The sequence below is a fragment of the Actinomadura geliboluensis genome, from assembly GCF_043197915.1.
Classification (GTDB): domain Bacteria; phylum Actinomycetota; class Actinomycetes; order Streptosporangiales; family Streptosporangiaceae; genus Spirillospora; species Spirillospora geliboluensis.
On the sequence record NZ_JBICUA010000002.1, the window covers coordinates 17,861 to 43,126 of the forward strand.

The window sequence follows — 25,266 nt, forward strand, 5'->3', positions numbered from 1 at the left end:
GGGTGGCCGTTCGGACGCTCCCATGAGGCTTTTCGTGGCGCTCGTGCCGCCGCCGGACGTCCTGGACGAGCTCGACGAGGCCGTCCGCCCGCATCTGGACGCGGTGCCGGAGCTGCGCTGGGTCCGGCGCGATCTGCTGCACGTCACGCTGACGTTCCTCGGCGAGGTCGACGACCGCACCCTCGACCGGCTGCTGCCCCGGCTGGAGCGCGCCGTCGGGCGGCATGAGCGGATGGACCTGTCGCTCGCGGGCGCGGGCGCGTTCCCCGGCAGCGGCGCGCACGCCCGTGTCCTGTGGACGGGACTGTACGGCGACCGCCGCCGGCTCGCACGGCTCGCCGCGTCCACCACGGCCGCCGGGCGGCGCGTCGGGACGCTGCCGGACAAGCACCGCGGGTTCCGCCCCCATCTGACGCTGGCGCGGTCGCGGCGGCCGGTGGACGTCCGGTCGCTGATCGAGGAGCTGTCGGCGTTCGCCGGCACCCCGTGGACGGCCGACTCGATCCAGCTCGTGCGCAGCCGCCTGCCCGGCAAGGACTGCGACCAGGTCACCTACGAGTCGCTGAAGACGTGGTCGCTGCGGCCGGGCGGTCAGAGCTCCGGCGGGGGCGGCGCGGGACGGTCGGCGTCGGGCGGCCCCCACGGGACGCCGTAGCGCTCGCAGGCGCGGCGCAGCTCGTCCAGGTCCGGCGGGAAGGTGATCTGGCGCAGCACCCGCCCGGACGGCGCCCACACCACCAGCCGCGGCATCCGGTCGGTGGACTCGTCGATGCCGACGCCGCCGACGCGGTCGCGGGTGAGCTCCCATTCGACCTTGCCGCGCCGGGTGACGACCGCGAGCCCGGCGGACGACACGCGGAGCTGGGAGCGGTTCCGGTCGTACAGCCAGTAGCCGAGGAGGCCGATCACCAGCCCGGCGGGCATCGACCAGCTCGCCGTCGCGTTGAAGCCGCCGAGGTCGGGGCCGAGCCAGACCGCGCCCAGCAGCGCCACCGCCTCGCACAGCAGCACGCTCATCGCGTACGTGCCGATGCGGGAGCGGCGGGTCGCGTCCAGGAGCGTTCCGGGGGCCGTGACGGGGCCGAGCGGCGCGGAGACGGCGAACATGACGTCCTGCCCGCCGGGGCCGCCCGGCGGGGGCGCGGGGACGTCCTGGACGCCGCCGTCCGGGCCGGTGGCGGGCGCGGGGAGCGCGGCCGGCGCCCGGTCGGGCTCGGGCGCGGCGAGCGTGGACACGGCCGAATGGAACGCGGCGCTCATGTAGGCGTCGTACTCGGCGTCGTTGACCGGCAGGCCGGCGCGGCGGGCGGAGTCGCGCAGGTCGGTGCGGGAGATCCGCAGCGCCGACAGCGGCGCGGCGAAGAACTCGTCGCCGTCGGAGTCGTACAGCCGGACCCACGCGTGCCCGCCGATGGTCAGCAGCTCGATGCCGCCGATGCGGTCCTCGGGCATCTTCAGCACGACGTCGCCGGCGGCGTCCGCCCAGCCGAGCCCGCCGTCGGCGACGACGAGCCGCCCGCCGGGCACCTGCGCGAAGATCTCCGGCAGCCCTTCCAGGCCGTAGTCGGGACGGCGCGGCGCCCGCGCCCCCGGCGTGATCACCCGGTAGCCGTGGTCGTCAAGGGCGTGCGCGAGCTGGAAGCCGTCCAGGCCGTGCGCGGGCAGCCGGGCGACCAGCTCCAGCCGGTGCCCGAACGCGAGCGCGGCGAGGTCGGCGCGGCGCGGCTCGCCGCTGACCGGGTCGAGGCGCAGGCCGGGGCCGACCACGACCGCGGCGACGTCCCCGGCGCGCAGGTCCTGGACTTCGCGGCGGCGGCCGGGGCGGGCCCGCACCAGCAGCCGCTCGGCGGTGATCGTCCAGCGGACCTGCGCGGCGCGCAGCAGCCGGCGCCGGGCGGTGAGGACGCCGGCGATCGCGGCGAGCGCCCAGCAGCCCGCGGCGAGCCGGGCGCCGAACTCGCTCGTCCCGTCCAGCGCGATCCGGACGATCATCACGGCGCCGAGCAGCGCGGTCAGCGCGCCGAGCGCCATGATCCGGCGGCGGCTCGGCAGCGGCTCGGGCGTGGCCAGCCGCTGCTCCCCGGCGCGCCTGCCCCGGCCGCGGCCCGCGCGGCCCCCGGCGGCCCCGGTGGACGGTGCGGTGGACGGTTCGGTGGTCGGCTCCGCGGGCGGCTCGTACGCCGCCGCCAGCAGCGCGGCCTCCTGGTCGAGCAGGCGCTTCTCGACCGCGTGGTCGCGCGGCAGCGGGCCGCCGCCCGGGATGTCGTCCTCCAGGCCGGACGCGCGCAGCGCCTCGTCGAGCGCCGGATCGAGGAGGTCGGTGGCCTCGCCGTCCAGCACGTGCATCGGGATGCCGAGGCGGCGGGCCGTCACGAACACGGCCAGCGGCTCCAGGCCCATCGCCGTCATGCCGCCCACGGCCGTCCGCCCGAACCGGTGGAAGACGGTCAGCACGCCGTCGCCGGTGGTGATGGCGAGGCCGTCGATCCGGGACCGCTCGTAGGACACCATGACCAGCCCGCCCCGGCCGATCCGCTCCAGGCCCGCCGCCGACAGCCGCCAGTACGGGCGGGGGCGCCGCCGGCGCGCGTCGGGGACGGCGCCGAGCAGCCACGGGACCGCGGCGACGGCGCCGATCAGCGCGGCCCACAGCCACACCGGACGGATCGGCAGCAGCGCCAGCGCCACCGCGAGGACGGTGAACGGGCCGGCGGCGACGGGGCGCCACCGGCCACCCGACCCCGCGAGGCCCACCAGCTCATGCTCCACAGTCCGCATCCTCACACGGGTCCCCGCGGGACCGTCGCCCCCTTCCGGGATCCGGTCGTCCTCCGAAAGCCTTTTCCATCGTGCCGGTCAGGTCGGACGGCCGCCCGCCGCCCCCCGCGCCCCACCCGTCACCGCCGTCGCCGCGTCAGGCCGTAGCCGACCGCGGCCGCGATCGCCAGCGCGAGGAACAGGCCGGCCCGGGTGCCGGGGGAGTCCCTGGTGCCGTTCTCGGGGGAGTCGGCCGCGCCCGCGTTCTTCGCCGCGGGCGACGGCGACGGCAGCGCCTCCTCCGGCAGCGGCAGCCGGTAGACCGGCTGGTTCTTGCCCTCGGAGCCCACCAGCAGCGATCTGCCGTCGGCCGTGTAGGTCAGCGACTCGCCCTGCGCCTGCATGGGCAGGTTGATCGACTTCAGCGTCTTCCCGGGCCTGCCGTCCGGCCCGACCGAGTACAGCCGGGCGCCGAAGTACGTCCGGATCACGCAGGTGCGGCCGTCGGGGGCGAACGCGCCGTCGGTCGCGATGGCCGGGGCGTCGCCGACCTTGCGCATGACGTTGAACCCGCTCGTCCGCAGCTTCGCCGGGGCCTCGTAGATCTTGCCGCCGAACAGCTTGCTCGCGATGTAGAGCCGGTTGGTGCGCGGGTTGATCATGACCGTCTCGGCGTTGCGCGGCCCGTCCTCGTACTTGATCTTGAACGCGGTGGCCCGCAGCGTCCGGCTGACCAGCCGGGACGGCTCCGGGATCCGGTACACGGTCACGTACGGCCAGGCGCCGCCGAGGTTGTCGCCGATGTCCGCCACGAAGATCGCCGGACGGCCGCGGCCGTCCTTGCCGAGCGCCATGCCCTCCCAGTCGCGGGCGTTCGCGCCGCCGAGCGTCAGCTCGGCCCGCACCCGCCCGTCCGGGCCGAGCGCGTAGATCTTCGGGACGCCGCCGGAGTCGTTGTGGGTGTAGACGACGCCCGGATGCCGGGCGCTCGCCGCGAGGCCGCTGGACTCGGTGATCCGCGGGTCCTTGATGGTGAACGCGACGCGCTCGTCCTTAGCGGCGGCGGGGGCGGCGTGCGCGGCGGGGGCGTACACGGCCGCGGACGCGCCGGCCAGGGCCAGCGCGGCGGTGGAGCGGGCGGCGACGCGGCGTGCTGACATGGCCTGATCATCCCCGTTCCGCGCCCCGTCGATCATATGACCCGCGCCGGTCAGCTCAGCAGCGCACCGACGACCACGGCGAGCACGAGCGCGGTCAGCACGGTGGGAAGCAGCCATCGGGGCGCGCGGTTCACGGGTCTGAGCTTATTCGGCCCGGTGGACGACTCGAACCGTCCGCCCATGATCTGCATCTCATCTGACATGTGCGGATTGTTCGGGATGGTGCGGTCGCCGTTCGACGAGGACCCGGGGCGGGCCTCGGACGTGTTCGTCACGCTGGGCATGCTCGCGGAGGAACGCGGCACGGACTCGGCGGGCCTCGCGCTGCTCGGCGCGTGGCCGGGCCTCGGCGGCCGGCCGGGCATCGCCGGGCCCTCCGGCGGCTGCCGCGTGGTGAAGGGCCGCGGGCGGTTCGCCGAGATCTGGCGGCCGGCCTACGTCCCCGAGCTGGACCGCTCGCCCGTCGCGCTCGGCCACACCCGCTGGGCGACGCAGGGCTCGCCGCTGGAGCCGCGCAACGCGAGCCCGATGGCCGTCCGGGACCTCGTCGCCACGCACAACGGCGACATCGACACCGCCGACCTGCGGGCCCGGTTCGCGCTGCCGCCCGCGTACGGCACGACCGACAGCGAGCCGCTCGTCCAGCTGCTCGCCGGCTGCCGGGAACCGGCCGAGGTCACCGCCGTCCTCGAAGCGGTGGTCGGACGGGTCGCGCTGGCCTGGGTGCACCGCGACCGCCCGACGGAGGTGCACCTGGCCCGGGGCGCGCTCAGCCCGCTGACCGTCGCCGTCGACACCGAGCAGAACATCTACTGGGCGTCCAACCCGCGCTGGTTCCGGGACGCCGAGCGGCACACGCGGGTCCGGTTCGCGTCCGTCGTGATGGTGCGCGAGGGCACCTACGTGAAGATCGGCATGGAGCGCCGCCCCGGCCGCCGCGACCTGCCCGAGGTGCTGGCCACGTCCCGCTTCCTGCCCACGGCCCGAGACTCCGACATGGACCCCCGAGTCTGGCGCGGCTTCACCCACGCCGACCGGGAAACCGACCGCGCGGGCCTCCGCCACCGCGCCATTGTCTGCCCAGGGGGGCGACCCCCTGGAACCCCCGTCACGAGCCGGTCGATCCTCACGCCACGGTTTCTGTCGCTGTGACCGTGCAGGGCGGCGACGTGTCGCTGCGGTCGCCCGGCTCGACGGGCAGGCCCGCTGCGCTCGCCGGCGCTCGCTCCGCGTGCCTGCCCGTGACCGGTGCATGAGGTCAAACCCTCAAAAAGCGCCACAGCGTGGCGATTACCAGTACTACAAGCGCTCGACGACGTAATCGACGCAGGCCGTGAGGGCTTCGACGTCGTCGGGGTCGATGGCCGGGAACATGCCGATGCGCAGCTGGTTGCGGCCCAGCTTGCGGTACGGCTCGGTGTCGACGATGCCGTTGGCGCGCAGCGCCTTCGCGACGGCCGCGGCGTCCACGTCGTCGTTGAAGTCGATGGTGCCGACGACCTGGGAGCGCTGCGCCGGGTCGACCACGAACGGCGTCGTGTAGGACGTCTTCTCGGCCCAGGTGTAGAGCCGCTGGGACGAGTCGGCCGTCCGGGACGTGGTCCACGCCAGCCCGCCCTGGCCGTTCATCCACTCGATCTGCTCGGCGAGCAGCAGCAGCGTGGCCACGGCCGGGGTGTTGTAGGTCTGGTCCTTGGCGGAGTTGTCCACGACCGTCTTCAGGTTGAAGAACTCGGGGACGTACCGGTCGGACATGGCGATCTCGTCGATGCGCTCCAGCGCCGCCGGGGACGCCAGCGCCACCCAGAGGCCGCCGTCGGCGGCGAAGCACTTCTGCGGCGCGAAGTAGTAGACGTCGGTCTCGGCGACGTCCACGGGCAGGCCGCCCGCGCCGGACGTGGCGTCCACCAAGACGAGCCCCTCGCGCGCGGTGGTGCCCGCCGGGCGCTTGATCGGCATGGCGACGCCGGTCGAGGTCTCGTTGTGGGTGAGCGCGTAGACGTCGACGTCCTCCTCGGCGGACGCCTCCGGGTGGGTTCCGGGCGGGCCGGAGATGACGGTCGGGTCCCCCAGCCAGGGCGCGCCCGTGGTGACCTTGGCGAACTTGCTGGAGAACTCACCGAACGTCAGGTGCTGGGAGCGCTGCCGGACGAGCCCGAACGCGGCCGCGTCCCAGAACGCGGTGGTGCCGCCGTTGCTGAGCAGGACCTCGTAGCCCTCGGGCAGGGAGAACAGCTGGGACAGGCCCTCCCGGACGCGTCCGACGAGGGACTTCACCGGCTTCTGGCGGTGCGAGGTGCCCAGGTAGGTCGAACCGGACTCGGCGAGGGCGGCCAGCTGCTCGGGGCGGACCTTGGACGGACCGCATCCGAAACGGCCGTCGGCCGGCTTGAGATCGGCGGGGATGTCAATGGTTGGATTCGCGCTGTCGGTCACTCGTAGGAGGCTATCTGACCTGCGGCGAAGATCGCGGTTCGGGTTCACATGCCGAGACGGCGGCGCCGCCACGCCCAGGTGAGCAGGGCCACCAGCGCCAGGGCGCAGACGGCGGCGATCACGGCGGGCGGATAGACCCAGTCGTCGCCCCGCGAGCGCGCCTCGACCGCCGTGCGGGCGGAGTCGTAGGTCAGGAAGCCGAGGAACAGCGCGGCGAGCGCCACGGCGATCCGGCCGGACACGGCGTTGGTGTGCCGGCGGCGCTCCTCGCGCTCCGCCTCGTACTGCCGCAGCTCCTCGGTGGCATCGGCCTTCACCGCCCCGGCGTCGGCCCGCGCGGGCCCCGCCCCGGGCGCGGACGCGGGGCCGATGTCGCCGTCGAGTGGCTCGTCGGGCTCTTGGCTCATGCGTCCAATAATGGCAAAGTCGCCCGCTTACCTGCGGGGCCGCCCGAACCGGGAAAAGTTTCGATCCAATCCAAGATCCATCGCGTCTGAACGTGAGAGGGCGGCCGCGCGGCGGCCGGGGGAGCGGGCGAGGAGAGGCGACCGGGGAAGCGGGGCGTTGACATGGCGGGCGACGGCGACCGGATCCTGAGCGAGGATCGGCTGCGCGGCGTGCTCGACCTGTTCGAACGGCTGCGGGAGCGGCCGCCGTGGCGGTGGCGGGAGCGGCTCCGGCCGCTGCTCCTGCTGCTCGGCCCGGGCCGCGCCACCGCGCACGCCGCCGAGATCCTCAAGACCCGCTGCGAGGACGAGCGCGCCCCCGTCTCGCACATCGCGGCCGACACGCCCGCCACCGACGTCGCGGGGGTGCTGCGGGAGGCCAAGCGGGAGCTGTCCCAGCCGAGCAGCCGCGCCCGCGGCGAGCCGGGCCTGCGGTTCCCGCTGCTGGAGATGGCGCTGTGGCTGCGCGACCTGCGGGAGATCCGGCTCGCCGGGGACCGCCCGCCGCCGCGCGGCGCGTCGGCCGCCGAGCGGGAGAACCACCAGCTGATCCGGCGGCTGACGCATCCGCCGGCCGGCGACAACGAGAACGCGCGGCGCCGCGAGCTGAACCGGGTGATCCGCCGCCGCGGCCGGGACGTCCTGCGCGACCTGGAGGAGGTGCGCAGCCGCCCCGCCACGTTCCTGTCGTTCCTGGAGCAGATCGCCCCGATCGGGATCGCGGTCGTCGCGCTGGTCAGCGCCGGGACGGCGGCGGCGCTCGACCTCGCGTCCGCGGTGCTCGCGGCCGTGATCGGGCTGGCGTTCGTGACCGTGCAGATCGTCGCCCGGACGCGCGGCTGGTACGGGGTGCGCCGGTTCGGCTGGTTCCTCCGCCAGCCCTACGTCGACCGCGACTCCACCGGGTTCCTCGGCTTCGCGCTCGGCGTGTTCGACCCGCGCCCGGTCGAGCCGGACGACCACGGCGAGCAGCTCGACCTGCTGCTCGTCGCCGCGTTCCTGGAGGACCTGCGGCGCAACTACCGGCGCGACTACCGCCGGGCGGCGTGGGCGCGCGTCCGCTACCCGGTGCTGATCTTCGAGCACCTGTCCGCGCGGCATCCCGGCACGGCGTTCGTGGAGCTGGCCGAGCGGGTCCGCGCGGACGTGCAGGCCGCCGACCGGCTGAGCGGCTTCGACCCGCTCATCGTCGTCGCGGGCGTCGACCCGAACGCGCCCGCCGACGACGACCCGAACGCGCCGTCCGGGCCGCGGCTCATCGACCGGCTGGCGCAGGCCGTCCGGGTGGACCTGTCGTCCGGCGAGCCGCAGAGCGTGATCGCCGCGCGCGGCCTGTGGGACCGCTACACCCGCGAGCAGCGCCGCGTCGGCGCGCTCGGCTCCCGCCGCGAGTTGCGCGTCGACATCACCCGCGACCCGGGCGGCGACCTGCCGCCCGTCCGGCCGGTGCGGCGCCGCCCGCGGCTCGCGCACCCGGCGCTGCCGTGGATCGCGATGGTCGCGGTCGCGGCGGCGTCCGTCACGGTCATCTCGGTGCAGGTGGTGAAGTACTGCTCGCCGTTCGGGATCAGGCGGATGCCGAACGGCGAGTGCGTCGGCGTCACCGATGGCTCGTACCGCTTCGGCGAGGAGTCCGGCGGCCGGAACAACGACAACCGGCTGAACAGGGTGCTGGACCGGATCGAGGCGCTGAACGACCATGTCAAGGCGTCCGGCAAGCCGTACGCGACGGTCGTCTACCTCGGCCCGGTCACCGCCGATCCGTCGATCAAGAACCGGCGGATCGACCTGCTCGCCGGGGTGCAGGGCGAGCTGATCGGGCTGGCGATCGCGCAGAAGCGGTTCAACGACGCGGCCGAGGGCGAGGACCTGCGGCTGCGGGTGCTGATCGCCAACGCGGGTGCCAAGTTCCGCTACGCCGTGCACGTCGCCGAGCAGATCCGCGAGCGCGCCCTGGAGGACCGCTCCATCGTCGCGGTGGTCGGCTTCGAGCAGAGCCGCCGGCAGACGCAGGAGGCGATCAGGCTGCTGGCCAAGTCGGCGCTGCCGCTGGTCGGCACCGCCAACAGCTACGACAAGACGGCGCTGCTGGACGGCGACGCCGGCTACTCGCCCTACTACTTCCGGCTCGCGTCGCCGAACGCGCGCACCGCCGAGCACGCCGCGTACTGGGCGCGGCACGGCGACGTCGGCGGCCGCAAGGTGGACGACGCCGTCGTCATCTACGACGGCGACCCAGACGACCTCTACAGCCGGAACCTCGCCGCCGACTTCGAGAAGGCGTTCCGCCCCGCGAAGGCGCTCATGCGCCCGTACCGGAACCCCGGCGAGCTGAACAAGTCCGTCCGGGAGGCGTGCCAGGACCAGCCGGACATGTTCTACTACGCCGGACGTTCCGACGAGTTCCGCTCGTTCGTCAACGTCCTCGAACTGTCGTGCCCCAAGCGGCCGCTGGTGATGGCGGACGACGAGATCGCCAAGTACGTCAGCGACAACGCCGACGAGCTCGGCCGCAAGAACACCTTCGACCTGTACTTCACCCCGCTCGCCGCGCGGGAGGCGTGGACGTGGCGCTGGATCGGCGACCAGGCGCCGCAGACCTTCTACTCCGACTACGACCCGGCCGTCCGGGAGATGACCTCGGGGGACGACGCGTCCGGGCGGCGGCCGTCGATCACCCGCGCCGCGGTGAGCTACGACGCCGCCACCCTCGTCGCGACCGTGGCGAGCCGGGTGTACTGGCAGGAGAAGGCGCTGCCGTCCGCCGGGTCGGTGTTCGCGGCGCTGAACGACCCGGACCACGACGTCCTGCGCAACGGGGCGAGCGGCGTCATCCGGTTCGGCTCCCGCGCCGGCGGCCACCAGGTCGTCGACAAGCCGGTGCTGCTGGCGACGATCCAGCCGGACGGCACCACCGAGGTCAGGCAGATCTGCGGCCGCCTGATCGCGGGCGGGCAGGGCCGGGCGTCCTGCCCGCCCGGCGATGCCGGGACGGCGGCGGCCCAGTAGGGGCGAGGGGAAACCAGAGGCCCCCGGGATCGTCCGGGGGCCTCGGCGGCGTCGTTGCGGGGGGGATAGGGGGAATGGTGTATCAGGCCGTGCGGGTGCCTCAGCCCTTGAGGACCTCGGCCGCTCCCGTGACCTCGCTGATCGCGCGGGTGCCGGGGCCGGTGTACTTGGCGCTCGGCCGGACGAGGCGCCCGGTGCGCTTCTGCTCCAGGATGTGCGCCGCCCAGCCGGCGGTGCGGCCGCAGGTGAACATGGCGGGCATCATCGCGGTCGGGACCTCGGCGAAGTCCAGGATGACCGCGGCCCAGAACTCGACGTTGGTCTCGATCGGGCGGTCCGGACGGCGCTCGCGCAGCTCGGCGAGGGCGGCGTCCTCCAGGGCCTTGGCGGCCTCGAAGCGGGGGGCGTTCAGCTCCTTGGCGGTGCGGCGGAGCACGCGGGCGCGCGGGTCCTCGGCGCGGTACACGCGGTGGCCGAAGCCCATCAGCCGCTCGCCGGAGTCGAGGATGTCGGTGACGACCTTGCGGGCGTCGCCGAGCTGCTCGACCTTCTCGATCATCGGGAGCACGCGGGCCGGGGCGCCGCCGTGCAGCGGGCCCGACATGGCGCCGATGGCGCCGGACATGCTGGCCGCCACGTCCGCCCCGGTGGAGGCGATCACCCGCGCGGTGAAGGTGGAGGCGTTCATGCCGTGCTCGGCGGCGGAGACCCAGTAGGCGTCGATGGCCCGGACGTGCTGCGGGTCGGGCTCACCGCGCCAGCGGACCATGAACCGCTCGGTGATGGTCGCGGACTCGTCGATGCGGCGCTGCGGCACCATCGGCACGCCGACGCCGCGCGCGGACTGCGCGACGAACGACAGCGCCGTCACCGACACGCGGGCGAGGTCGGCGCGGGCCTCCTCGTCGGAGATGTCGAGCAGCGGCCGCATGCCGTAGGCGGTGGCGAGGGTGGGGAGGGCGCTCTGCACGTCCACCCGGACGTCGCCGGAGGTGACCGGGAGCAGGTGGGGGTCGGCGGGGGCCAGGCCGGGGGTGAAGCTGTCGTCCACCAGCAGGCCCCAGGCGTCGCCGAAGGAGACGCGGCCGACGAGTTCCTCGATGTCGACGCCCCGGTAGCGGAGGGCGCCGCCCTCCTTGTCCGGTTCGGCGATCTCGGTCTCGAAGGCCACGACCCCCTCGAGACCAGGTTTGAAGTCGGACATGTCGTCCTGCCTTTCGTCCCCAAGAGTGATAAGGCGGTGCCGTGCCATTGAACCCTGTCCGCCTTACTGACCAGTACCCAGGGGCCATGTGAGTTGCACAAGGCCCAGGTGAGAGGCTCTGACGCTGTGGATTCCGCAACGCCCGATCCCGCACGGCTCCGCAGATCCTACGAGGCGGGCGAATTGTCCGAGTCGGCGCTCCCCGCCGATCCGCTCGCGCTGTTCGCCGCGTGGTTCGCCGACGTGCACGCCGCCGGCCTCGCCGAGCCGAACGCGATGGTGCTCGCGACCGCGTCCGCCGACGCCGTCCCGAGCGCCCGGCTCGTGCTGCTCAAGGGGTACGGCCCGCAGGGTTTCCGGTTCTTCACGAACCTGATGTCCGACAAGGCGCGCGATCTCGCCGCGAACCCGCGCGCGGCGCTGGTGTTCCCCTGGCATCCGCTGTACCGGCAGGTGCGGGTCGCGGGTCCGGTGACCGAACTGTCGCGGGACGAGTCGGCCGCCTACTTCCGGACGCGCCCGTACGGGTCGCGGCTCGGCGCGTGGGCGAGCGAGCACCAGTCGGGCGTCATCCCCGGCCGGGAGGTGCTGGAGCGCGGCTACGCCGAGGCCGCCGCGCGCTGGCCGGATCCGGCCGCCGGGCAGCCGCCGGGGGCGCCGGACGGGGACGGCACCGACGTCGTCCCGCTGCCCGACTTCTGGGGCGGCTACCGCCTGGTCCCCGAGTCGATCGAGTTCTGGCAGGGCCGCCGGGACCGGCTGCACGACCGGATTCGTTACCGCCGCGAAGTATCTCCGGGGGGTGCGGAGGAGCCGGGGGAGTGGACGGCGGAGAGACTGTCCCCGTGACATCGGAACAGCAGCCACCCCCCGCCGACACTCCTGACACCGCCGAGCGCTCCGGCACGGGCGCGGCATCCGGAGAGGAGCCGGCGGAACCCGGGGAACCCGCGAAACCCGGCGAGCGGGCGGGGCCGGAGGAGCCCGCCGCGCCGCGGCCGGGCGCCCGCGGCAGGCTGCGGCGGCTGGCGATCGACGTCCGGCCGCTGCGGCGGCCGGAGTACCGGCGGCTGTGGCTCGGGCAGGGCGTGTCGTTCGTCGGGTTCCAGGTCACCGCCGTCGCCGTGCCCGTCCAGGTGTACGACATGACGCGGTCGTCGCTGTGGGTCGGCGTGCTCGGTTTCGTCAACCTCGTCCCGCTGATCGTGTTCGGGCTGTGGGGCGGCGCGATCGCCGACCACATGGACCGGCGCCGGCTGCTGTTCGCGTCGTCCTGCGTGATGTGGGCGGCGACGCTGCTGCTGCTCGTCCAGGCGCTGCTCGGCGTCGAGAGCCTCACCCTGATCATGGCGGTGGTGGCGGTCCAGGCGATGGGGTTCGCGGTGGCCTCGCCGACCCGCAGCGCGATCATCCCCCGGCTGGTGGACCGGGACCTCGTCCCGGCGGCCAACACCCTCAACTTCACCGCCAGCCAGTTCGGGATGCTGGCCGGGCCGCTGTTCGCCGGCGTGCTGCTCGCGCACTGGCACTACGCGGCGGCCTACGCGCTGGACGCCGTGCTGTTCACCGTCGTCCTCTACGCGGCGCTGCGGCTGCCGCCGATCCCGCCGCTCGGCGACGTCACCGGCTCGCCGGGCCTGCGGTCGGTGATCGACGGGCTGAGCTACCTGGCGACGCAGCCGGTGCTGCTGATGTCGTTCGTCGTGGACATCATCGCGATGGCGATCGCGATGCCGCGCGCCCTGTTCCCGGAGGTGGCGGAGACCCGGTTCGGTGGGGAGGGCGCGGTCGGCTGGCTGTTCGCCGCGATCGCGATCGGCGCGTTCCTCGGCGGGCTGTCGTCCGGCTGGATCGGGCGGGTGCACCGGCAGGGGTTCGCCCTCGTGGCCTCCATCGTGGTGTGGGGGCTGGCCGTGGCGGCGGCCGGGCTCGCCGGCTCGCTGTGGCTCGCGGTGGTGCTGCTCGCCGTGGGCGGCGCGGCCGACCTGGTGTCGGCGGTCTTCCGCCAGTCGATGCTCCAGACGTACGCGCCGGACAAGCTGCGCGGCCGGCTCCAGGGCGTGTTCACCGTGGTCGTCGCGGGCGGCCCCCGGCTCGGGGACGTGCGGGCGGGCGCGACCGCGAGCGTCGCCGGCGCCACGGCGTCCTGGGTGGGCGGCGGCCTGGCCTGCGCCGCGCTGGTGGTCGTCGCGGCGGTCGCCGTCCCGGCGCTCGTCCGCTACGACACCCGTACGGCCGAGGCGGTCACGGTCGAGCCCTGACCCCGCGGCCCGGCGGATGTGTGCGCTGCGGGCTCAGCCGAGCGCGGACGCGACGATCTTCAGATCGTCCAGGAGGCCCGCGTAGACGGCGTCGCGGTCCTCGGCGCGCAGCACGGCGGACGGGTGGATCGTCGCGAGCAGCCGCGTGTCGGCCTCCTCCGGCGGCGCCTCGCCGAGCTCGCGCCCGGCGGCCGGGGTGCCGATCGTCTCCAGGTCGGGCAGCGCCATCAGGCGCCCGCGCTGCTTCGTCACCCGGAACGACGAGCCGAGCAGCGCCTTGCCCGCCGTGGCGCCGAGCACGACGACGACGTCCGGTTCCAGGATCCGCAGCTCGGCCAGCAGCCAGGGGCGGCACGCGCGCATCTCCCCGGCGTTCGGCGTCTCGTGGATGCGCCGCTTCCCGGCCGCCTGCCGCTTGAACTTGAAGTGCTTGACGGCGTTGGTGACGTAGACGTCGCCGCGCTCGATCCCGGCCTCCTCCAGCGCCCGGTCGAGGACGCGTCCGGCGGGGCCGACGAACGGGCGGCCCTTGCGGTCCTCCTGGTCGCCGGGCTGCTCGCCGACGAGCACGACCCGCCCGCCCGGCGAGCCCTCGCCGAAGACGGTCCGAGTGGCGTCGGCGTAGAGGCCGCAGCCTCGGCAGCCGTCCGCCGCGCGGCGCAGGGCGCCGAGATCGCCGCGCTCCTCGGGCGTGCTGGGCAGGAACGGTTCCGCGTCCTGGGAAGGTTTCGCGTTCATCTTGCGTTCCCCTTACCCGGCTTCAGGGGGATATTCGCGGGGCCCGGCGGGGCCGTGCCCGAGCAAGTAGACTCCTGCCCATAAGACTGGAGGGAGCTGTGACCTCACACGGCCTTATCGATACCACGGAGATGTACCTCCGGACGGTTTTCGAGCTCGAAGAGGAGGGGATCATTCCCCTTCGCGCGCGCATCGCGGAGCGGCTCTCCCAGAGCGGCCCGACGGTGAGCCAGACGGTCGCGCGGATGGAGCGCGACGGCCTGCTCAGGGTCGAGGGCGATCGGCATCTCGCACTGACCGAAAGCGGTCGCGGTCTCGCCACGCGCGTCATGCGCAAGCACCGGCTGGCCGAGTGCCTGCTGGTCAACGTCATCGGCCTGCCCTGGGAGGACGTCCACATCGAGGCGTGCCGCTGGGAGCACGTGATGTCGGAGGACGTCGAGCGCCGCCTGGTCGCGCTGCTGGACAACCCGACCACCTGCCCGCACGGCAACCCGATCCCCGGTCTGGACGAACTCGGCGGCCACGGCGAGGACGGCGACCCCGCGCCGCTGTCGGTGATGACCGCCGTCGCGAGCCCCGGCGGCTCGGGCGCGGTGATCCGGCGGATCAGCGAGCAGGTGCAGAGCGACAGCGACCTGATGCTTAGACTCAAGCAGATAGGGATACAACCGGGACGAGAGGTGATTCTCCGGGCGACCGATGACGGGGTACGGGTGATCAGTGACGACGAGGACGAGGGGCCCGCGACAGAGCTGCCGCGCGACATCGCCGAACACGTCTTCGTCAGCAGGCGCTGACACGATCGGCGTGCGAGCACCGGTTCCGACGGTCTATACCGAAGATCTCCATACCATCGCGCCTTTCGGGCGTATCCCGGCGCCGGGTTCGTCGTTCAATACGACGAGACGAACTCATGCGCCGGCCGTACCGCCACGCCCGGTGAACAGCAGGCCGGGGACGGCGGCCGCCGGCAGGATCGGGATGGGGAGATGAACCACTGGGGGGAAGCGCCTGACGAGGCGCGTCTGCCACCCGAGACCGTCCTCGGCCAGATGGAGATGGCGGTCATCGTCTGCGACCGCTTCAGCAACGTCATCTACGGCAACGCGTTCGCGCGGCAGCTGTTCGGGTTCGGCGGCGACGAGATCATCGGGCACTCCATCCTGTCCCTGGGCATCGCCGAGGAGGACCACGAGCAGGCGACCGAGCTCGCCAAGCACGTCCTCAAGGGCGGCGTGTGGGAGGGCACCTTCTGCAACCTGCGCGCGGACGGCACCACCGTCTACACGCGGGCGCACGCGGTGCCGCTGCGGCACCCGTCCGGCGCGGTCGACGGCGTGGTCATCTTCGCGCGCGAGGCGCTCCGCTCCAACCAGCGCGAGCAGGAGCGCTACGGGCTGATGGAGCGGATCGGCGAGCGGCTCGCCGGGTCGCTGGAGCTGGAGAGCACCCTGCGCCGCGTCGCCGACACGCTCGTCCCGCAGTTCGCCGACCACTGCTTCATCGACCTCTACAGCGGCGACCGGCTGTACCGGCGGGTGTCGCGGCACGCCGGCGACTGGGAGCCGCCGCCCGGCACCTGGGCGGAGGTCGGCGAGCCGGTCTCCTACCCGCCCGGCCACTTCAGCGCCAAGGCGATGGACCGGCGCGACGCCGTCCTCGTCGAGGACATGATCCAGCACCGGTTCGCGGCGCCGACCGAGTCGTCCCGGCGGCTCGGCGTCGAGATGGGCATCACCTCGGTGATCTCCGCGCCGCTGCTGGTGCGCGGCGAGCTGCTCGGCGTGATGAGCCTCGCCTTGTCGAACCTGTCCAAGCGGCCCGACCCGCACTACGACGGTTTCGACCGCGACCTGCTCGGCGCGATCGCCAGCCGGGTCGCGCTGGCCGTCGACAACGCGCTGCTGTTCGAGGAGGAGCGCGACACCGCGCTCGCGTTCCAGAAGCACCTGCTGCCCGGCGACCGGCCGCCCCACTTGGACGGCCTGCAGATCGCCTGGCGGTACGAGCCGGCCCGGCCGCTGGAGTCGCACGGGCACGGCATCCAGACGCAGGTCGGCGGCGACTGGTACGACGTCATCCCGCTCTCGGCGGGTCGGGTCGGCCTCGTCATCGGCGACGTCGAGGGGCGCGGGGCGCGCGCCGCCGCCGTCATGGGCCAGCTGCGCGCCGCGCTGCGCGCCTTCGCGCAGGACGACAAGCCGCCCGCCGACATACTGCGCAAGCTGGACGAGTGGGTCCGCACGATGACGCGCCCGGAGCGGATGCGCTCGGGGTGGAACAGCGACGACCTCGTCCGGCCGCCGCTCGTGTCCTGCACCTACTTCGTGTACGACGCCTGGTCGCGGGTGCTGGAGTTCGCCAACGCCGGGCACGACCCGCCCCTGCTCGTCGTCGACGGCGAGGTCCGGGAGCTGGAGTTCGAGAGCGAGGGCGGCATGCTCGGCCTGCGCGCCCCCGGCATGGGCGGGGAGATCCTCTTCAACGAGGAGACGACCGAGCTGAAGCCGGGCTCGACGCTCGTGCTCTACACCGACGGCCTCATCGACCGGCGGCCCAAGGACGACGGCGACTACTACACCCGCGAGGAGTCGCGGGAGATGGTCCGCGCCGCCGTCGCGAAGGCCGCGGGCGGCGGCGTCGAGGCGGTCGCCAACGCCGCCTACGACGCGGTGCCCGGCGACATCGACGACGACGTCGCGATCGTGGTGATCCGCACCGCGGGCGACGAGCTGGGCGTGGCGGAGCGCAGCTTCACCGCCGAGCCGATCATGGTGTCGGAGGCGCGCCGGATGGCCGCCGACACCTTCGCGGACTGGGGGATGCTCGACGAGCAGGCCGAGCTCGCGTGCCTGCTGGTCTCCGAGGTCGTCACGAACGTCGTGCTGCACGCCACGACCACGCCGACGCCGCGCCGCGAGATGGTCGTCCCGGTCGCGGCCGGGCCGCCCGGCCGCGGCGGCGAGCCGCTCGGCGCGCCGCCGCCCGTCCAGTTCAACACCGAGTTCGGCGCCGGGCTGGAGGGCGACCCGTTCGAGGGCGGCGCGTTCGACGAGGACGACTGGAACCTCGGCGCCGACCTCGGCCGCCGCGAGCCGCCGACCAAGGAGTTCCGGCTCCGGCTGCGGCGCGGCCACGACATGGTGTGGGTCGAGGTGTTCGACTCCGACATGCGGCTGCCGCGCATCCGCAGCGCCGGCGAGACCGACGAGGGCGGCCGCGGCCTCTACCTGGTCGACCAGCTCGCCACCCGGTGGGGCGCCCGGCCCACGGCCGATGGCAAGGCCGTCTGGTTCGAGCTGCCGCTGACGCCGTAGCGATGCGCGCCTGGGTGGTGGAGCGGCCGTCCCCGATCGCGTCGGGGCCGCTGCACCGCGCCGACCGCGAGGTGCCCTCGCCCGGCCCGGGCGAGCTGCTGGTCCGGGTGCTGGCGTGCGGCGTCTGCCGCACCGACCTGCACGTCGCGGAGGGCGACCTGCCCGTCCACCTGCCGGGGGTGACGCCCGGCCACGAGATCGTCGGCGAGGTCGCCGACGCGGGCCCCGGCTGCCTGCACCGTCCCGGCGACCGGGTCGGGGTGGCGTGGCTGCGCGGGACGTGCGGCGCCTGCCGGTTCTGCCGCCGCGGCGCCGAGAACCTGTGCCCGGCGTCGGTCTACACCGGCTGGGACGCGCACGGCGGCTACGCCGAGTACGCGACGGCCGTCGACGCCTACACCTACGCGCTGCCGCCCGAGCTGGACGACGTCCGTGCCGCGCCGCTGCTGTGCGCGGGCATCATCGGCTACCGGGCGCTGCGCCGCGCGGCCCTGCCGCCGGGCGGGCGGCTCGGCATCTGGGGGTTCGGCGGCTCCGCGCACCTGGCCGCGCAGGTCGCCCTCGCCGAGGGTGCCGACGTGCAGGTCTTCACCCGCAGCCCGGCCGCGCGGGAGCTGGCCCGCGAGCTCGGGGCGTCCTGGGCGGGCGACTCCTTCGACACGGCGCCCGCTCTGCTCGACGCGGCGATCGTCTTCGCGCCGGCGGGGGAACTGGTGCCCGCCGCGCTGGAGCGCCTCGACCGGGGCGGGACGTGCGCGGTCGCCGGCATCCACCTCAGCGACATCCCGGTGCTCGACTACCAGCGGCACCTGTTCCAGGAGCGGCAGGTCCGGTCGGTGACGGCGAACACGCGCGCGGACGGGGAGGAGTTCCTGACGCTGGCCGCGCGGCTGGACGTCGCCGTCACGACGCACGCCTACGGGCTGGACGAGGCCGACCGTGCGCTGGCCGACCTCGCCGCCGACCGGTTCACGGGAGCGGCCGTCCTCGTTCCGTAGGGCTCAGACGCCGGCGGGGTCAGCGGATCGGTTCGGCGGCGACGTGCGCCCAGGTCTGGGTGAACCACAGCTCGCCGCCGATGACGCGCGGCTTCGCGCCGGTCTTGGGGCCGCCGTCCACCTCGTCGAGCAGGGCTTCGCGGATGCGGTCGGCCGCCGCTTCGTCGCGGGCGCCGGCGAGCCACGGCTCGATGGGGCGCTCCACGGTGAACACGTCCAGCCGGCGGATGCTGCCGCCCGCCGAGGTGATCATCTCGGTGAGCCGGGCGATGGACGGGGTGCCGGGGTGGTCGGGGTCGCGGAGCCGCTCGATGCGGTCGCGCTCGGGGCCGGCGAGGTTGCCGCGGACGAGGTCGGCGACGACGACCCGCCCGTCCGGGCTGCAGACCCGCAGCAGCTCGCGCAGCACGCCGTCGGGGTCGCCCAGGGTGTAGAGCGAGAACCGGGCGGTGACGAGGGAGAACGCGTTGTCGCGGTAGGGCAGCGCGGTGGCGTCCGCCTTGATCGTCGGACGGTCGGGGCCGGTCGGGTGGGGCCGGCGGTCCTCACGGGTCGCGGCGGCGGGGAGCGGGGCGCCGTCCGGCCGGTCGTCCGGGCCGCCGTCGCCGGTGATGCGGACGGGGCCGGTGCCGAACTCGACCGTGGACATCCGCCCGGACGAGCCGGGGCGCGCCGGGGGCTCGGGCATCGCGTCGACCGCGGTGACGTGCGCCACCCGGGGGGCGAGCGCGGCGGGCATCGGGCCGCGGCCCCGCGCGACGTCCAGGCAGACGTCGTCGCGGCCGGGTTCGACGAACTCCAGCAGGCGCCTCAGATGCGGGGCGATCGTGCCGCCGCTGCGCTGGACGGCGGGCGCCGGTTGCGGCACTGGTGCACTCCCTCGGCTCGGGCCGGCTCCCCTGGTCGGGTTTCGCCGGGCGGGGCGTGAAGCCGGGTTTCGTCAGATATGACTCACCGCCGGGGGTGGAAGTTCGCACCGCCGCCGGAGATTTCCGCGCCCCGGATCATCCGCGCAGGTGCTGCCCGTACAGCGAGAGCACGACCAGGACGAACACGATGATCACGGAGACGCGGGTGGGCATGGGGACGCGCATCCGCACCGCGGCCCAGCGCACGCAGAACGCGGCGAGCAGCGACACGACGACGAGGGCGATGATGCCTTCCATGGGTCACCTTCCAAGCGCGGGGGAGTGCCGCCTCACAGCACGATAGACGTGTAAGGAACTGCTTACCCGGCTGATCGGCGACCGGAGCGGAGCGCCAGCGGAGTGGAGGGCGCTGATCAGCCGATTTTCGGGGGGTTGGGGGGTCGTCCCCCCAGTGGGTGTTCAGTTCTGCCGCGTGCTGGTACCGCTAATCTCGCCTTTGTGGCAGATGTGAAGGAAGTAGACGGCCGGGAGAAGCTCGACGCCATGGCGACCAACCTGGCGCGCGGGCGGGTCGCCCTCGGGATCGCGGCGTTCGCCGCGCCGAAACTGACCGTGAAGCTGATGGGCATGGGCGGCGGCGCCGACCCGGGCCGCGACTACATGGTGCGGATGTTCGCCGCGCGGGAGATCGCCCTCGGCGCCGGCTACCTGCTCAGCGACGACTCCGGGCGCAGGCTGTGGGCGCGGCTCGGGCTCGCGGTCGACTCGCTCGACGTCGTCAACGGGCTGAAGACGCGCAAGGCGCTCCCGCTGTGGGTCACCGCGGGGGCCGTGGGCGTCGCCGGCGCCGCCGCCGGGATCGGCGCCGCGAAGGTCGGCACCGACCTGGTGCGCTGAACCGGTGCGCTGAGATCGTGCGCCGATAGCACGCGCTGACGTTCGGTCCGGGGCCGGGTGATCCTGTCCGGCCCCTGGGTAGATGTCCCCCGCACGCGGATCTCGGCGGGGGGCGGGGCATGACGACGGCGGCGGAAGAGGCGCGGGACGAGCGGGCCATGCCCAAGGGCCGCGACCTCTATGTGATCCTCGGCGCCCTCATGCTCGCCATGCTGCTCGCGGCGCTCGACCAGACGATCGTGTCGACGGCGCTGCCGACGATCGTCAGCGACCTCGGCGGGCTCAACCACCTGTCCTGGGTCGTGACGGCGTACCTGCTCGCCTCGACGGCCTCGACGCCGCTGTGGGGCAAGCTCGGCGACCAGTACGGGCGCAAGCGGCTGTTCCAGACGTCCATCGTCATCTTCCTGATCGGCTCGGCGCTGTGCGGCCTGTCCCGGGACATGTTCGAGCTGATCGTGTTCCGCGCCATCCAGGGGCTCGGCGGCGGCGGGCTGATGGTGCTCGTCGTCGCGATCGTCGGGGACGTGGTGCCGCCCCGCGAGCGCGGCCGGTACCAGGGGCTGTTCGGCGCTGTCTTCGGCGTGTCCAGCGTGTGCGGGCCGCTGCTCGGCGGCTGGTTCGTCGACAACCTGTCGTGGCGCTGGGTGTTCTACATCAACATCCCCATCGGCATTGTCGCGCTGATCGTGATCGCCGCCGTCCTGCACGCGACGGGGGAGCGGGAGCGGCACCGCATCGACTACCTCGGGACGCTGCTCATCGTCGGCTGGGCGGTCGGGCTCGTGCTGATGACCACCTGGGGCGGCACGCAGTACGCCTGGTCGTCCGCACCGATCATCGGCCTCGCCGTCGGGTCGGTGGCGCTGATCGTGGTGTGGCTGCTGGTGGAGCGGCGCGCCGCCGAGCCGATCATGCCGCCGGCGCTGCTGGCGAACCCGGTGTTCGCCCTGGGCGCGGCGATCAGCTTCGCGGTCGGCTTCGCCATGTTCGGCGCGCTGACGTTCCTGCCGATCTTCCTGCAGGTGGTGCACGGGGTGTCGCCGACGCTGTCGGGGGTCTACCTGCTGCCGATGATGCTCGGCATGCTGGTCAGCTCGATCGGCTCCGGGCAGCTGATCACCCACTTCGGCCGCTACAAGATCTATCCGGTGGTCGGCACGCCGCTCATCGCGCTGGCGCTGTGGCTGTGCTCGGGGCTGAGCGAGACCTCGTCCACGCTGTCGATGAGCCTGCGGTTCGCGCTGCTCGGCTTCGGGCTGGGCCTGGTGCTGCAGGTGCTCGTCATCGCCGTCCAGAACGCGGTGTCTTACCAGGACCTGGGGTCGGCCACGTCCGGGGTCACGTTCTTCCGGCAGATCGGCGGGTCGTTCGGCGTCGCGGTGTTCGGGTCGATCTTCAGCAACCAGCTCGCCACGCACGTCGGCGGCCTGGCGCGGATCCTGCCGCCGGGGTTCGACCCTGCGGCCGTGCAGGGGAACCCCCAGCTGCTCGACCGGTTCCCAGGCGAGGTCAAGCAGGCCGTCCTGCACGCCTACGCGCAGTCGATCGACTCGGTGTTCCTTTGGGCCGTGCCCGTGGCGTCTGTCGCGTTCGTGCTGACGTGGTTCTTGCGCGAGGTCCCGCTGCGGGCGACGTCGCAGACGCGCGACTACGGCGAAGGGTTCGGTGCGGCGCCGACCGTCCGTTCGTCCAGGCACGAGATAGAGCGCGCCTTGAGCGAACTCATGCGCAAGGACCCGAAGGCTGCCGAACTCTACGACCGGCTGGCCCTGCTCTGCGGGGTGGACCTGCCGGCGGGCAGCGTATGGGCGCTGTGCCGCATCGCCAAGGACGGCACCGTCGGACGGCAGGAGCTCGCGGAGCGCGCCGGGGTCACCATCGAGCTCGGACGCCCGTACGTCGACCGGCTGGTCGCCGCCGGGTACGTCGAGCGGAGCGACACGACCCTCTCCATCACCACATCCGGCCAGGCCGTCGCCGAGCGCCTCTTCGACGCCCGCCGCGCCGGCCTCGCCCGGCACGTGGACGGCTGGGAGCCCGAGGAGCATCCGGAGCTGGCCGACCTGCTGACGAGGCTGGCTCACGCGTCCGTCGGCGACGACGAGGACGGCGAGATCCTGCGCCGCCCGCCCGCCGCCGCCGTCCGCGAGAGCTAGCCCAGCGGCGGCGCGGGGGCCGGAGACTCAGCTCACATGGCGTTGCGCCATGATGGATGTAATCTCATACTGACTAACCGAATCTCACTCGGTTTCGGGACGGAACCCCACAACTTGGAGGCGCAGTGGCCGAGGCGTACATCGTCGGCGCGGTCCGTACCCCCGTCGGTACCAAGAAGGGCGCCCTGAAGGACGTCCACCCCGCCGACCTCGGGGCCCACGTGCTCAAGGAGCTCGTGAACCGCACCGGCGTCGACCCTTCCGCGGTCGAGGACAACATCATGGGCTGCGTCATGCAGGTCGGCCCGCAGGCCCTCGACGTCGCGCGCACCGCGTGGCTGTCGGCCGGGCTGCCGGACACCGTGCCCGGCGTGACCATCGACCGCCAGTGCGGGTCGTCCCAGCAGGCGATCCACTTCGCCGCGCAGGGCGTCCTGTCCGGCACCCAGGACCTGGTCGTCGCCTCCGGCGTCGAGCAGATGGCCAAGGTGCCGATGGGCTCCAGCATCGTCCAGGGGATGGACTTCCCGTACGGCGAGGGCTGGGCCGAGCGGTACGGCATGCAGGAGATCTCCCAGTTCCGCGGCGCGGAGCTGATGTCGGAGAAGTGGGGCTTCACCCGCGAGGACCTGGAGAAGTTCGCGCTGGAGAGCCACCAGCGCGCCGCCAAGGCCATCGAGGCCGGCTACTTCGACCGGGAGATCGCGCCGCTCGCCGGCCTGTCCAAGGACGAGGGCGCCCGCCCCGACACCACGCTGGAGAAGATGGCGGGCCTGAAGGTCCTGCGCGAGGGCGGCGTCATCACCGCGGCCGTCGCCTCGCAGATCTCCATCGGCGCGTCCGCGCTGCTCATCGCGTCCGAGGAGGCCGTCAAGCGGCACAACCTGACGCCGCGCGCCCGCATCCACACCCTCGCGGTGTGCGGCTCCGACCCGGTCTACATGCTGACCGGCCCGATCCCGGCGACCGAGAAGGCCCTCGCCAAGTCCGGCCTGAAGATCGACGACATCGACGTCTTCGAGGTCAACGAGGCGTTCGCCCCGGTCCCGATGGCGTGGGCGGCCGACACCGGCGCCTCGCTGGAGAAGACCAACCCCAACGGCGGCGCCATCGCGCTCGGCCACCCGCTCGGCGCCACCGGCGGCGTGCTGATGACCAAGCTCCTGCACGAGCTGGAGCGCACCGGCGGCCGCTACGGCCTGCAGACCATGTGCGAGGGCGGCGGCCAGGCCAACGCCACGATCATCGAGCGTCTCTGACGCCACCGCCGAGCGTCCGCGACGATCTCGCCGCATAGTCTGCCCCTGGAGCCCCGCTCCGGGGGCGGACGCCGTTTCCGACCGGGATGAGGGGCATGTACGAGACGATCATCTACACGGTGGACGAGCGGATCGCACGGATCACGCTGAACCGGCCGGAGGCGCGCAACTCGCTCAGCGATCAGATGATCGACGAGCTGCTCGACGCGTTCGACCGGGCCAAGGCGGACTCCGGCGTCCGGGTGATCGTCCTCACGGGCGCCGGCGACCGGGCCTTCTGCGCGGGCGCCGACCTCGGCGGCCTCGGGCGGGCCCAGGCGGACGGCCGCTCGGTCGCCGACGCCTCCGCCGTGCGCGAGAGCGCCCCGTTCCGGCTGTTCACGGCGTTCCCGAAGCTCGGCAAGCCGATCATCGCGCGGCTCGCCGGGCACGCCGTCGCGGGCGGCCTCGGCCTCGCCGCCGCCTGCGACCTGGTGATCGCCGCCGACGACGTGAAGCTCGCCACCCCCGAGGTCAACGTCGGGCTCTGGCCCATGATGATCATGGCGATCATCAACCGGAACGTCGCGCCCAAGCACGCGTTCAAGCTCTATTACACCGGCGCCCGCGTCACCGCCGCCGAGGGCCGCGAGATCGGCCTGGTCACCGAGGTCGTCCCGCGCGCCGAACTGGACGCCCGGGTGGACGAGCTGGCCCGCACCATCGCGTCCAAGAGCCCCCTCGGCCTGCGCCGCGGCCGCGACGCCTTCTTCGCGATCGAAGGCCGCCCGCTGGAGGACCAGGTGGCCCACCTGCTGGGCGAGCTGGTCGAGCTGGCCGCCACGGAGGACGCCAAGGAGGGCATCACGGCCTTCCTGGAGAACCGCTCCCCGGACTTCCAGGGCCGCTGACCGCCCGGAACACCGGAGACCGCCGACTGTCGGAGGCGGTGCCTAGGGTCGCCTCCCATGGATCTTCGACTTTCGGGACGGCGGGCACTGGTCACGGCGAGCAGCGGCGGCATCGGGGCGGCGGTGGCCGGGCGGCTGGCCGCCGAGGGCTGCGCGGTGCTGGTGCACGGCCGGGACGAGGCGCGCGCGACGGAGGTCGCGGACGCCGTGCGCGCCGCCGGCGGCGAGGCCGGGGTGGCGCTGGGCGACCTCACCGACGACGCGGCCGCCGCCGAGGTGGCCGAGAAGGCCCGGCAGTGGGGCGCGGACATCCTCGTCAACAACGCCGGGCCGGTCGCCGAGCACGACTGGGACACCGCCGACCCCGCGGTCTGGCTCGACACCGTCAACGGCAACGTCGTCTCGGCGGTGCGGCTGATCCGCGTCCTCACGCCGCCGATGCGCGAGCGCGGCTGGGGGCGCGTGATCAACGTCGGGAGCCGCCTGGCGACCGCGCCGCAGCCGAACCTGGTCGACTACTCCGCCGCGAAGGCCGCCGTGGTCAACATGACCGCCAGCCTCGCCAAGCATCTCGCCGGGTCCGGCGTCACGGCGAACACCGTCAGCCCCGGCGTGGTCGTCACCGCGGGCATGCGGCGGCTGTTCGAGGACCGGGCGGCGGCGCAGGGCCGTCCCGCGCCGTGGGAGGAGCTGGAGCCGGAGATCCTCGCCGGCTATGCGGCCAACCCCAGCGGGCGGTTCGGCACCGAGGACGATATCGCCGCAGCCGTCGCCTTCCTCGCCAGCCCGCTGGCCGGCTACGTCAACGGCATCGACCTGCGCGTGGACGGCGGTATCACCGGCGTCCCGTAGGCGCCGCCGGC

Annotated in this window: 22 protein-coding genes; 13 read left to right on the forward strand and 9 right to left on the reverse strand. The window is 73.7% G+C overall.

Going from position 1 to position 25,266, the window contains the following annotated elements; all coding sequences use genetic code 11:
* Positions 1-22 precede the first annotated feature (22 nt).
* Positions 23-655, forward strand: a complete 633-nt coding sequence (gene thpR / locus ACGFI1_RS05655; RefSeq protein ID WP_138641218.1) for an RNA 2',3'-cyclic phosphodiesterase — start codon at positions 23-25, stop codon at positions 653-655.
* Here the strand turns inward: thpR and ACGFI1_RS05660 are convergent.
* The 3 genes from ACGFI1_RS05660 to ACGFI1_RS05670 form a co-directional block, all read right to left on the reverse strand.
* A complete protein-coding gene (locus ACGFI1_RS05660; RefSeq protein WP_301175549.1) occupies positions 592-2,769 on the reverse strand; it encodes a hypothetical protein in 2,178 nt (725 codons plus the stop codon). The genes thpR and ACGFI1_RS05660 overlap by 64 nt on opposite strands.
* 128 nt (positions 2,770-2,897) lie before the next feature.
* Entirely contained in the window at positions 2,898-3,917 is a 1,020-nt protein-coding gene (locus ACGFI1_RS05665; RefSeq protein WP_392783387.1) for a hypothetical protein, read from the reverse strand.
* 50 nt (positions 3,918-3,967) lie between these two features.
* On the reverse strand, positions 3,968-4,120 hold the full coding sequence (locus ACGFI1_RS05670) for a hypothetical protein (RefSeq protein WP_171069412.1): 153 nt from the start codon (positions 4,118-4,120) through the stop codon (positions 3,968-3,970).
* On the opposite strand from ACGFI1_RS05670, the gene ACGFI1_RS05675 reads away from it, so the two are divergent.
* Positions 4,119-5,069, forward strand: a complete 951-nt coding sequence (locus ACGFI1_RS05675) for a class II glutamine amidotransferase (RefSeq protein ID WP_392783390.1) — start codon at positions 4,119-4,121, stop codon at positions 5,067-5,069. The two genes, ACGFI1_RS05670 and ACGFI1_RS05675, sit on opposite strands and share 2 nt — an antisense overlap.
* Positions 5,070-5,216: 147 nt before the next feature.
* Here the strand turns inward: ACGFI1_RS05675 and serC are convergent, their stop codons facing one another.
* The gene (gene serC / locus ACGFI1_RS05680; protein WP_392783393.1) at positions 5,217-6,353 is read right to left on the reverse strand and encodes a phosphoserine transaminase; all 1,137 of its coding nucleotides are present in this window, start codon (positions 6,351-6,353) and stop codon (positions 5,217-5,219) included.
* 44 nt (positions 6,354-6,397) lie between these two features.
* Positions 6,398-6,760 carry a hypothetical protein gene (locus tag ACGFI1_RS05685; RefSeq protein WP_364546828.1) on the reverse strand — a complete coding sequence of 121 codons (363 nt, stop codon included), beginning with the start codon at positions 6,758-6,760 and terminating at the stop codon, positions 6,398-6,400.
* Positions 6,761-6,922: 162 nt separating this feature from the next.
* Between ACGFI1_RS05685 and ACGFI1_RS05690 the strand changes: the two genes are divergently transcribed.
* Positions 6,923-9,808, forward strand: coding sequence for an ABC transporter substrate-binding protein (locus ACGFI1_RS05690; protein ID WP_392783396.1), 2,886 nt, complete (start codon positions 6,923-6,925; stop codon positions 9,806-9,808).
* Between the two features lie 100 nt (positions 9,809-9,908).
* On the opposite strand, the gene ACGFI1_RS05695 is transcribed toward ACGFI1_RS05690, so the two are convergent.
* A complete protein-coding gene (locus tag ACGFI1_RS05695; RefSeq protein WP_301175555.1) occupies positions 9,909-11,012 on the reverse strand; it encodes a citrate synthase 2 in 1,104 nt (367 codons plus the stop codon).
* 183 nt (positions 11,013-11,195) lie between these two features.
* On the opposite strand from ACGFI1_RS05695, the gene pdxH reads away from it, so the two are divergent.
* Together pdxH and ACGFI1_RS05705 are read left to right on the forward strand one after the other, a co-directional pair.
* A complete protein-coding gene (gene pdxH, locus ACGFI1_RS05700) occupies positions 11,196-11,861 on the forward strand; it encodes a pyridoxamine 5'-phosphate oxidase (RefSeq protein WP_301175556.1) in 666 nt (221 codons plus the stop codon).
* Positions 11,858-13,273 carry an MFS transporter gene (locus ACGFI1_RS05705; protein ID WP_392783401.1) on the forward strand — a complete coding sequence of 472 codons (1,416 nt, stop codon included), beginning with the start codon at positions 11,858-11,860 and terminating at the stop codon, positions 13,271-13,273. Before pdxH ends, ACGFI1_RS05705 begins: the two co-directional genes overlap by 4 nt.
* Positions 13,274-13,306: 33 nt before the next feature.
* On the opposite strand, the gene ACGFI1_RS05710 is transcribed toward ACGFI1_RS05705, so the two are convergent.
* Positions 13,307-14,011, reverse strand: a complete 705-nt coding sequence (locus ACGFI1_RS05710; RefSeq protein WP_392783405.1) for a UdgX family uracil-DNA binding protein — start codon at positions 14,009-14,011, stop codon at positions 13,307-13,309.
* 98 nt (positions 14,012-14,109) lie between these two features.
* Between ACGFI1_RS05710 and ACGFI1_RS05715 the strand changes: the two genes are divergently transcribed.
* The 3 genes from ACGFI1_RS05715 to ACGFI1_RS05725 all read left to right on the forward strand — a co-directional run bounded on the left by ACGFI1_RS05715 (position 14,110) and on the right by ACGFI1_RS05725 (position 18,329).
* Entirely contained in the window at positions 14,110-14,811 is a 702-nt protein-coding gene (locus ACGFI1_RS05715; protein WP_138640743.1) for a metal-dependent transcriptional regulator, read from the forward strand.
* A 192-nt stretch (positions 14,812-15,003) separates the two neighbouring features.
* A complete protein-coding gene (locus ACGFI1_RS05720) occupies positions 15,004-17,331 on the forward strand; it encodes an ATP-binding SpoIIE family protein phosphatase (RefSeq protein WP_386875346.1) in 2,328 nt (775 codons plus the stop codon).
* A 2-nt stretch (positions 17,332-17,333) separates the two neighbouring features.
* Complete coding sequence (locus ACGFI1_RS05725) at positions 17,334-18,329, forward strand: zinc-dependent alcohol dehydrogenase family protein (protein WP_392783409.1); 996 nt, start codon at positions 17,334-17,336, stop codon at positions 18,327-18,329.
* Between the two features lie 19 nt (positions 18,330-18,348).
* On the opposite strand, the gene ACGFI1_RS05730 is transcribed toward ACGFI1_RS05725, so the two are convergent.
* Entirely contained in the window at positions 18,349-19,197 is an 849-nt protein-coding gene (locus tag ACGFI1_RS05730; protein ID WP_392733187.1) for a methyltransferase domain-containing protein, read from the reverse strand.
* A 136-nt stretch (positions 19,198-19,333) separates the two neighbouring features.
* Entirely contained in the window at positions 19,334-19,495 is a 162-nt protein-coding gene (locus tag ACGFI1_RS05735) for a hypothetical protein (RefSeq protein ID WP_171069007.1), read from the reverse strand.
* A 201-nt stretch (positions 19,496-19,696) separates the two neighbouring features.
* Between ACGFI1_RS05735 and ACGFI1_RS05740 the strand changes: the two genes are divergently transcribed.
* The 5 genes from ACGFI1_RS05740 to ACGFI1_RS05760 all read left to right on the forward strand — a co-directional run bounded on the left by ACGFI1_RS05740 (position 19,697) and on the right by ACGFI1_RS05760 (position 25,255).
* The gene (locus ACGFI1_RS05740) at positions 19,697-20,095 is read left to right on the forward strand and encodes a hypothetical protein (protein WP_392783411.1); all 399 of its coding nucleotides are present in this window, start codon (positions 19,697-19,699) and stop codon (positions 20,093-20,095) included.
* A 119-nt stretch (positions 20,096-20,214) separates the two neighbouring features.
* A complete protein-coding gene (locus ACGFI1_RS05745) occupies positions 20,215-22,254 on the forward strand; it encodes a DHA2 family efflux MFS transporter permease subunit (RefSeq protein ID WP_392783414.1) in 2,040 nt (679 codons plus the stop codon).
* A gap of 125 nt (positions 22,255-22,379) precedes the next feature.
* On the forward strand, positions 22,380-23,513 hold the full coding sequence (locus ACGFI1_RS05750) for an acetyl-CoA C-acetyltransferase (RefSeq protein ID WP_138636580.1): 1,134 nt from the start codon (positions 22,380-22,382) through the stop codon (positions 23,511-23,513).
* A 95-nt stretch (positions 23,514-23,608) separates the two neighbouring features.
* A complete protein-coding gene (locus ACGFI1_RS05755) occupies positions 23,609-24,403 on the forward strand; it encodes an enoyl-CoA hydratase/isomerase family protein (protein ID WP_392783418.1) in 795 nt (264 codons plus the stop codon).
* Between the two features lie 57 nt (positions 24,404-24,460).
* A complete protein-coding gene (locus ACGFI1_RS05760; RefSeq protein WP_392783421.1) occupies positions 24,461-25,255 on the forward strand; it encodes an SDR family NAD(P)-dependent oxidoreductase in 795 nt (264 codons plus the stop codon).
* Positions 25,256-25,266 lie beyond the last annotated feature (11 nt).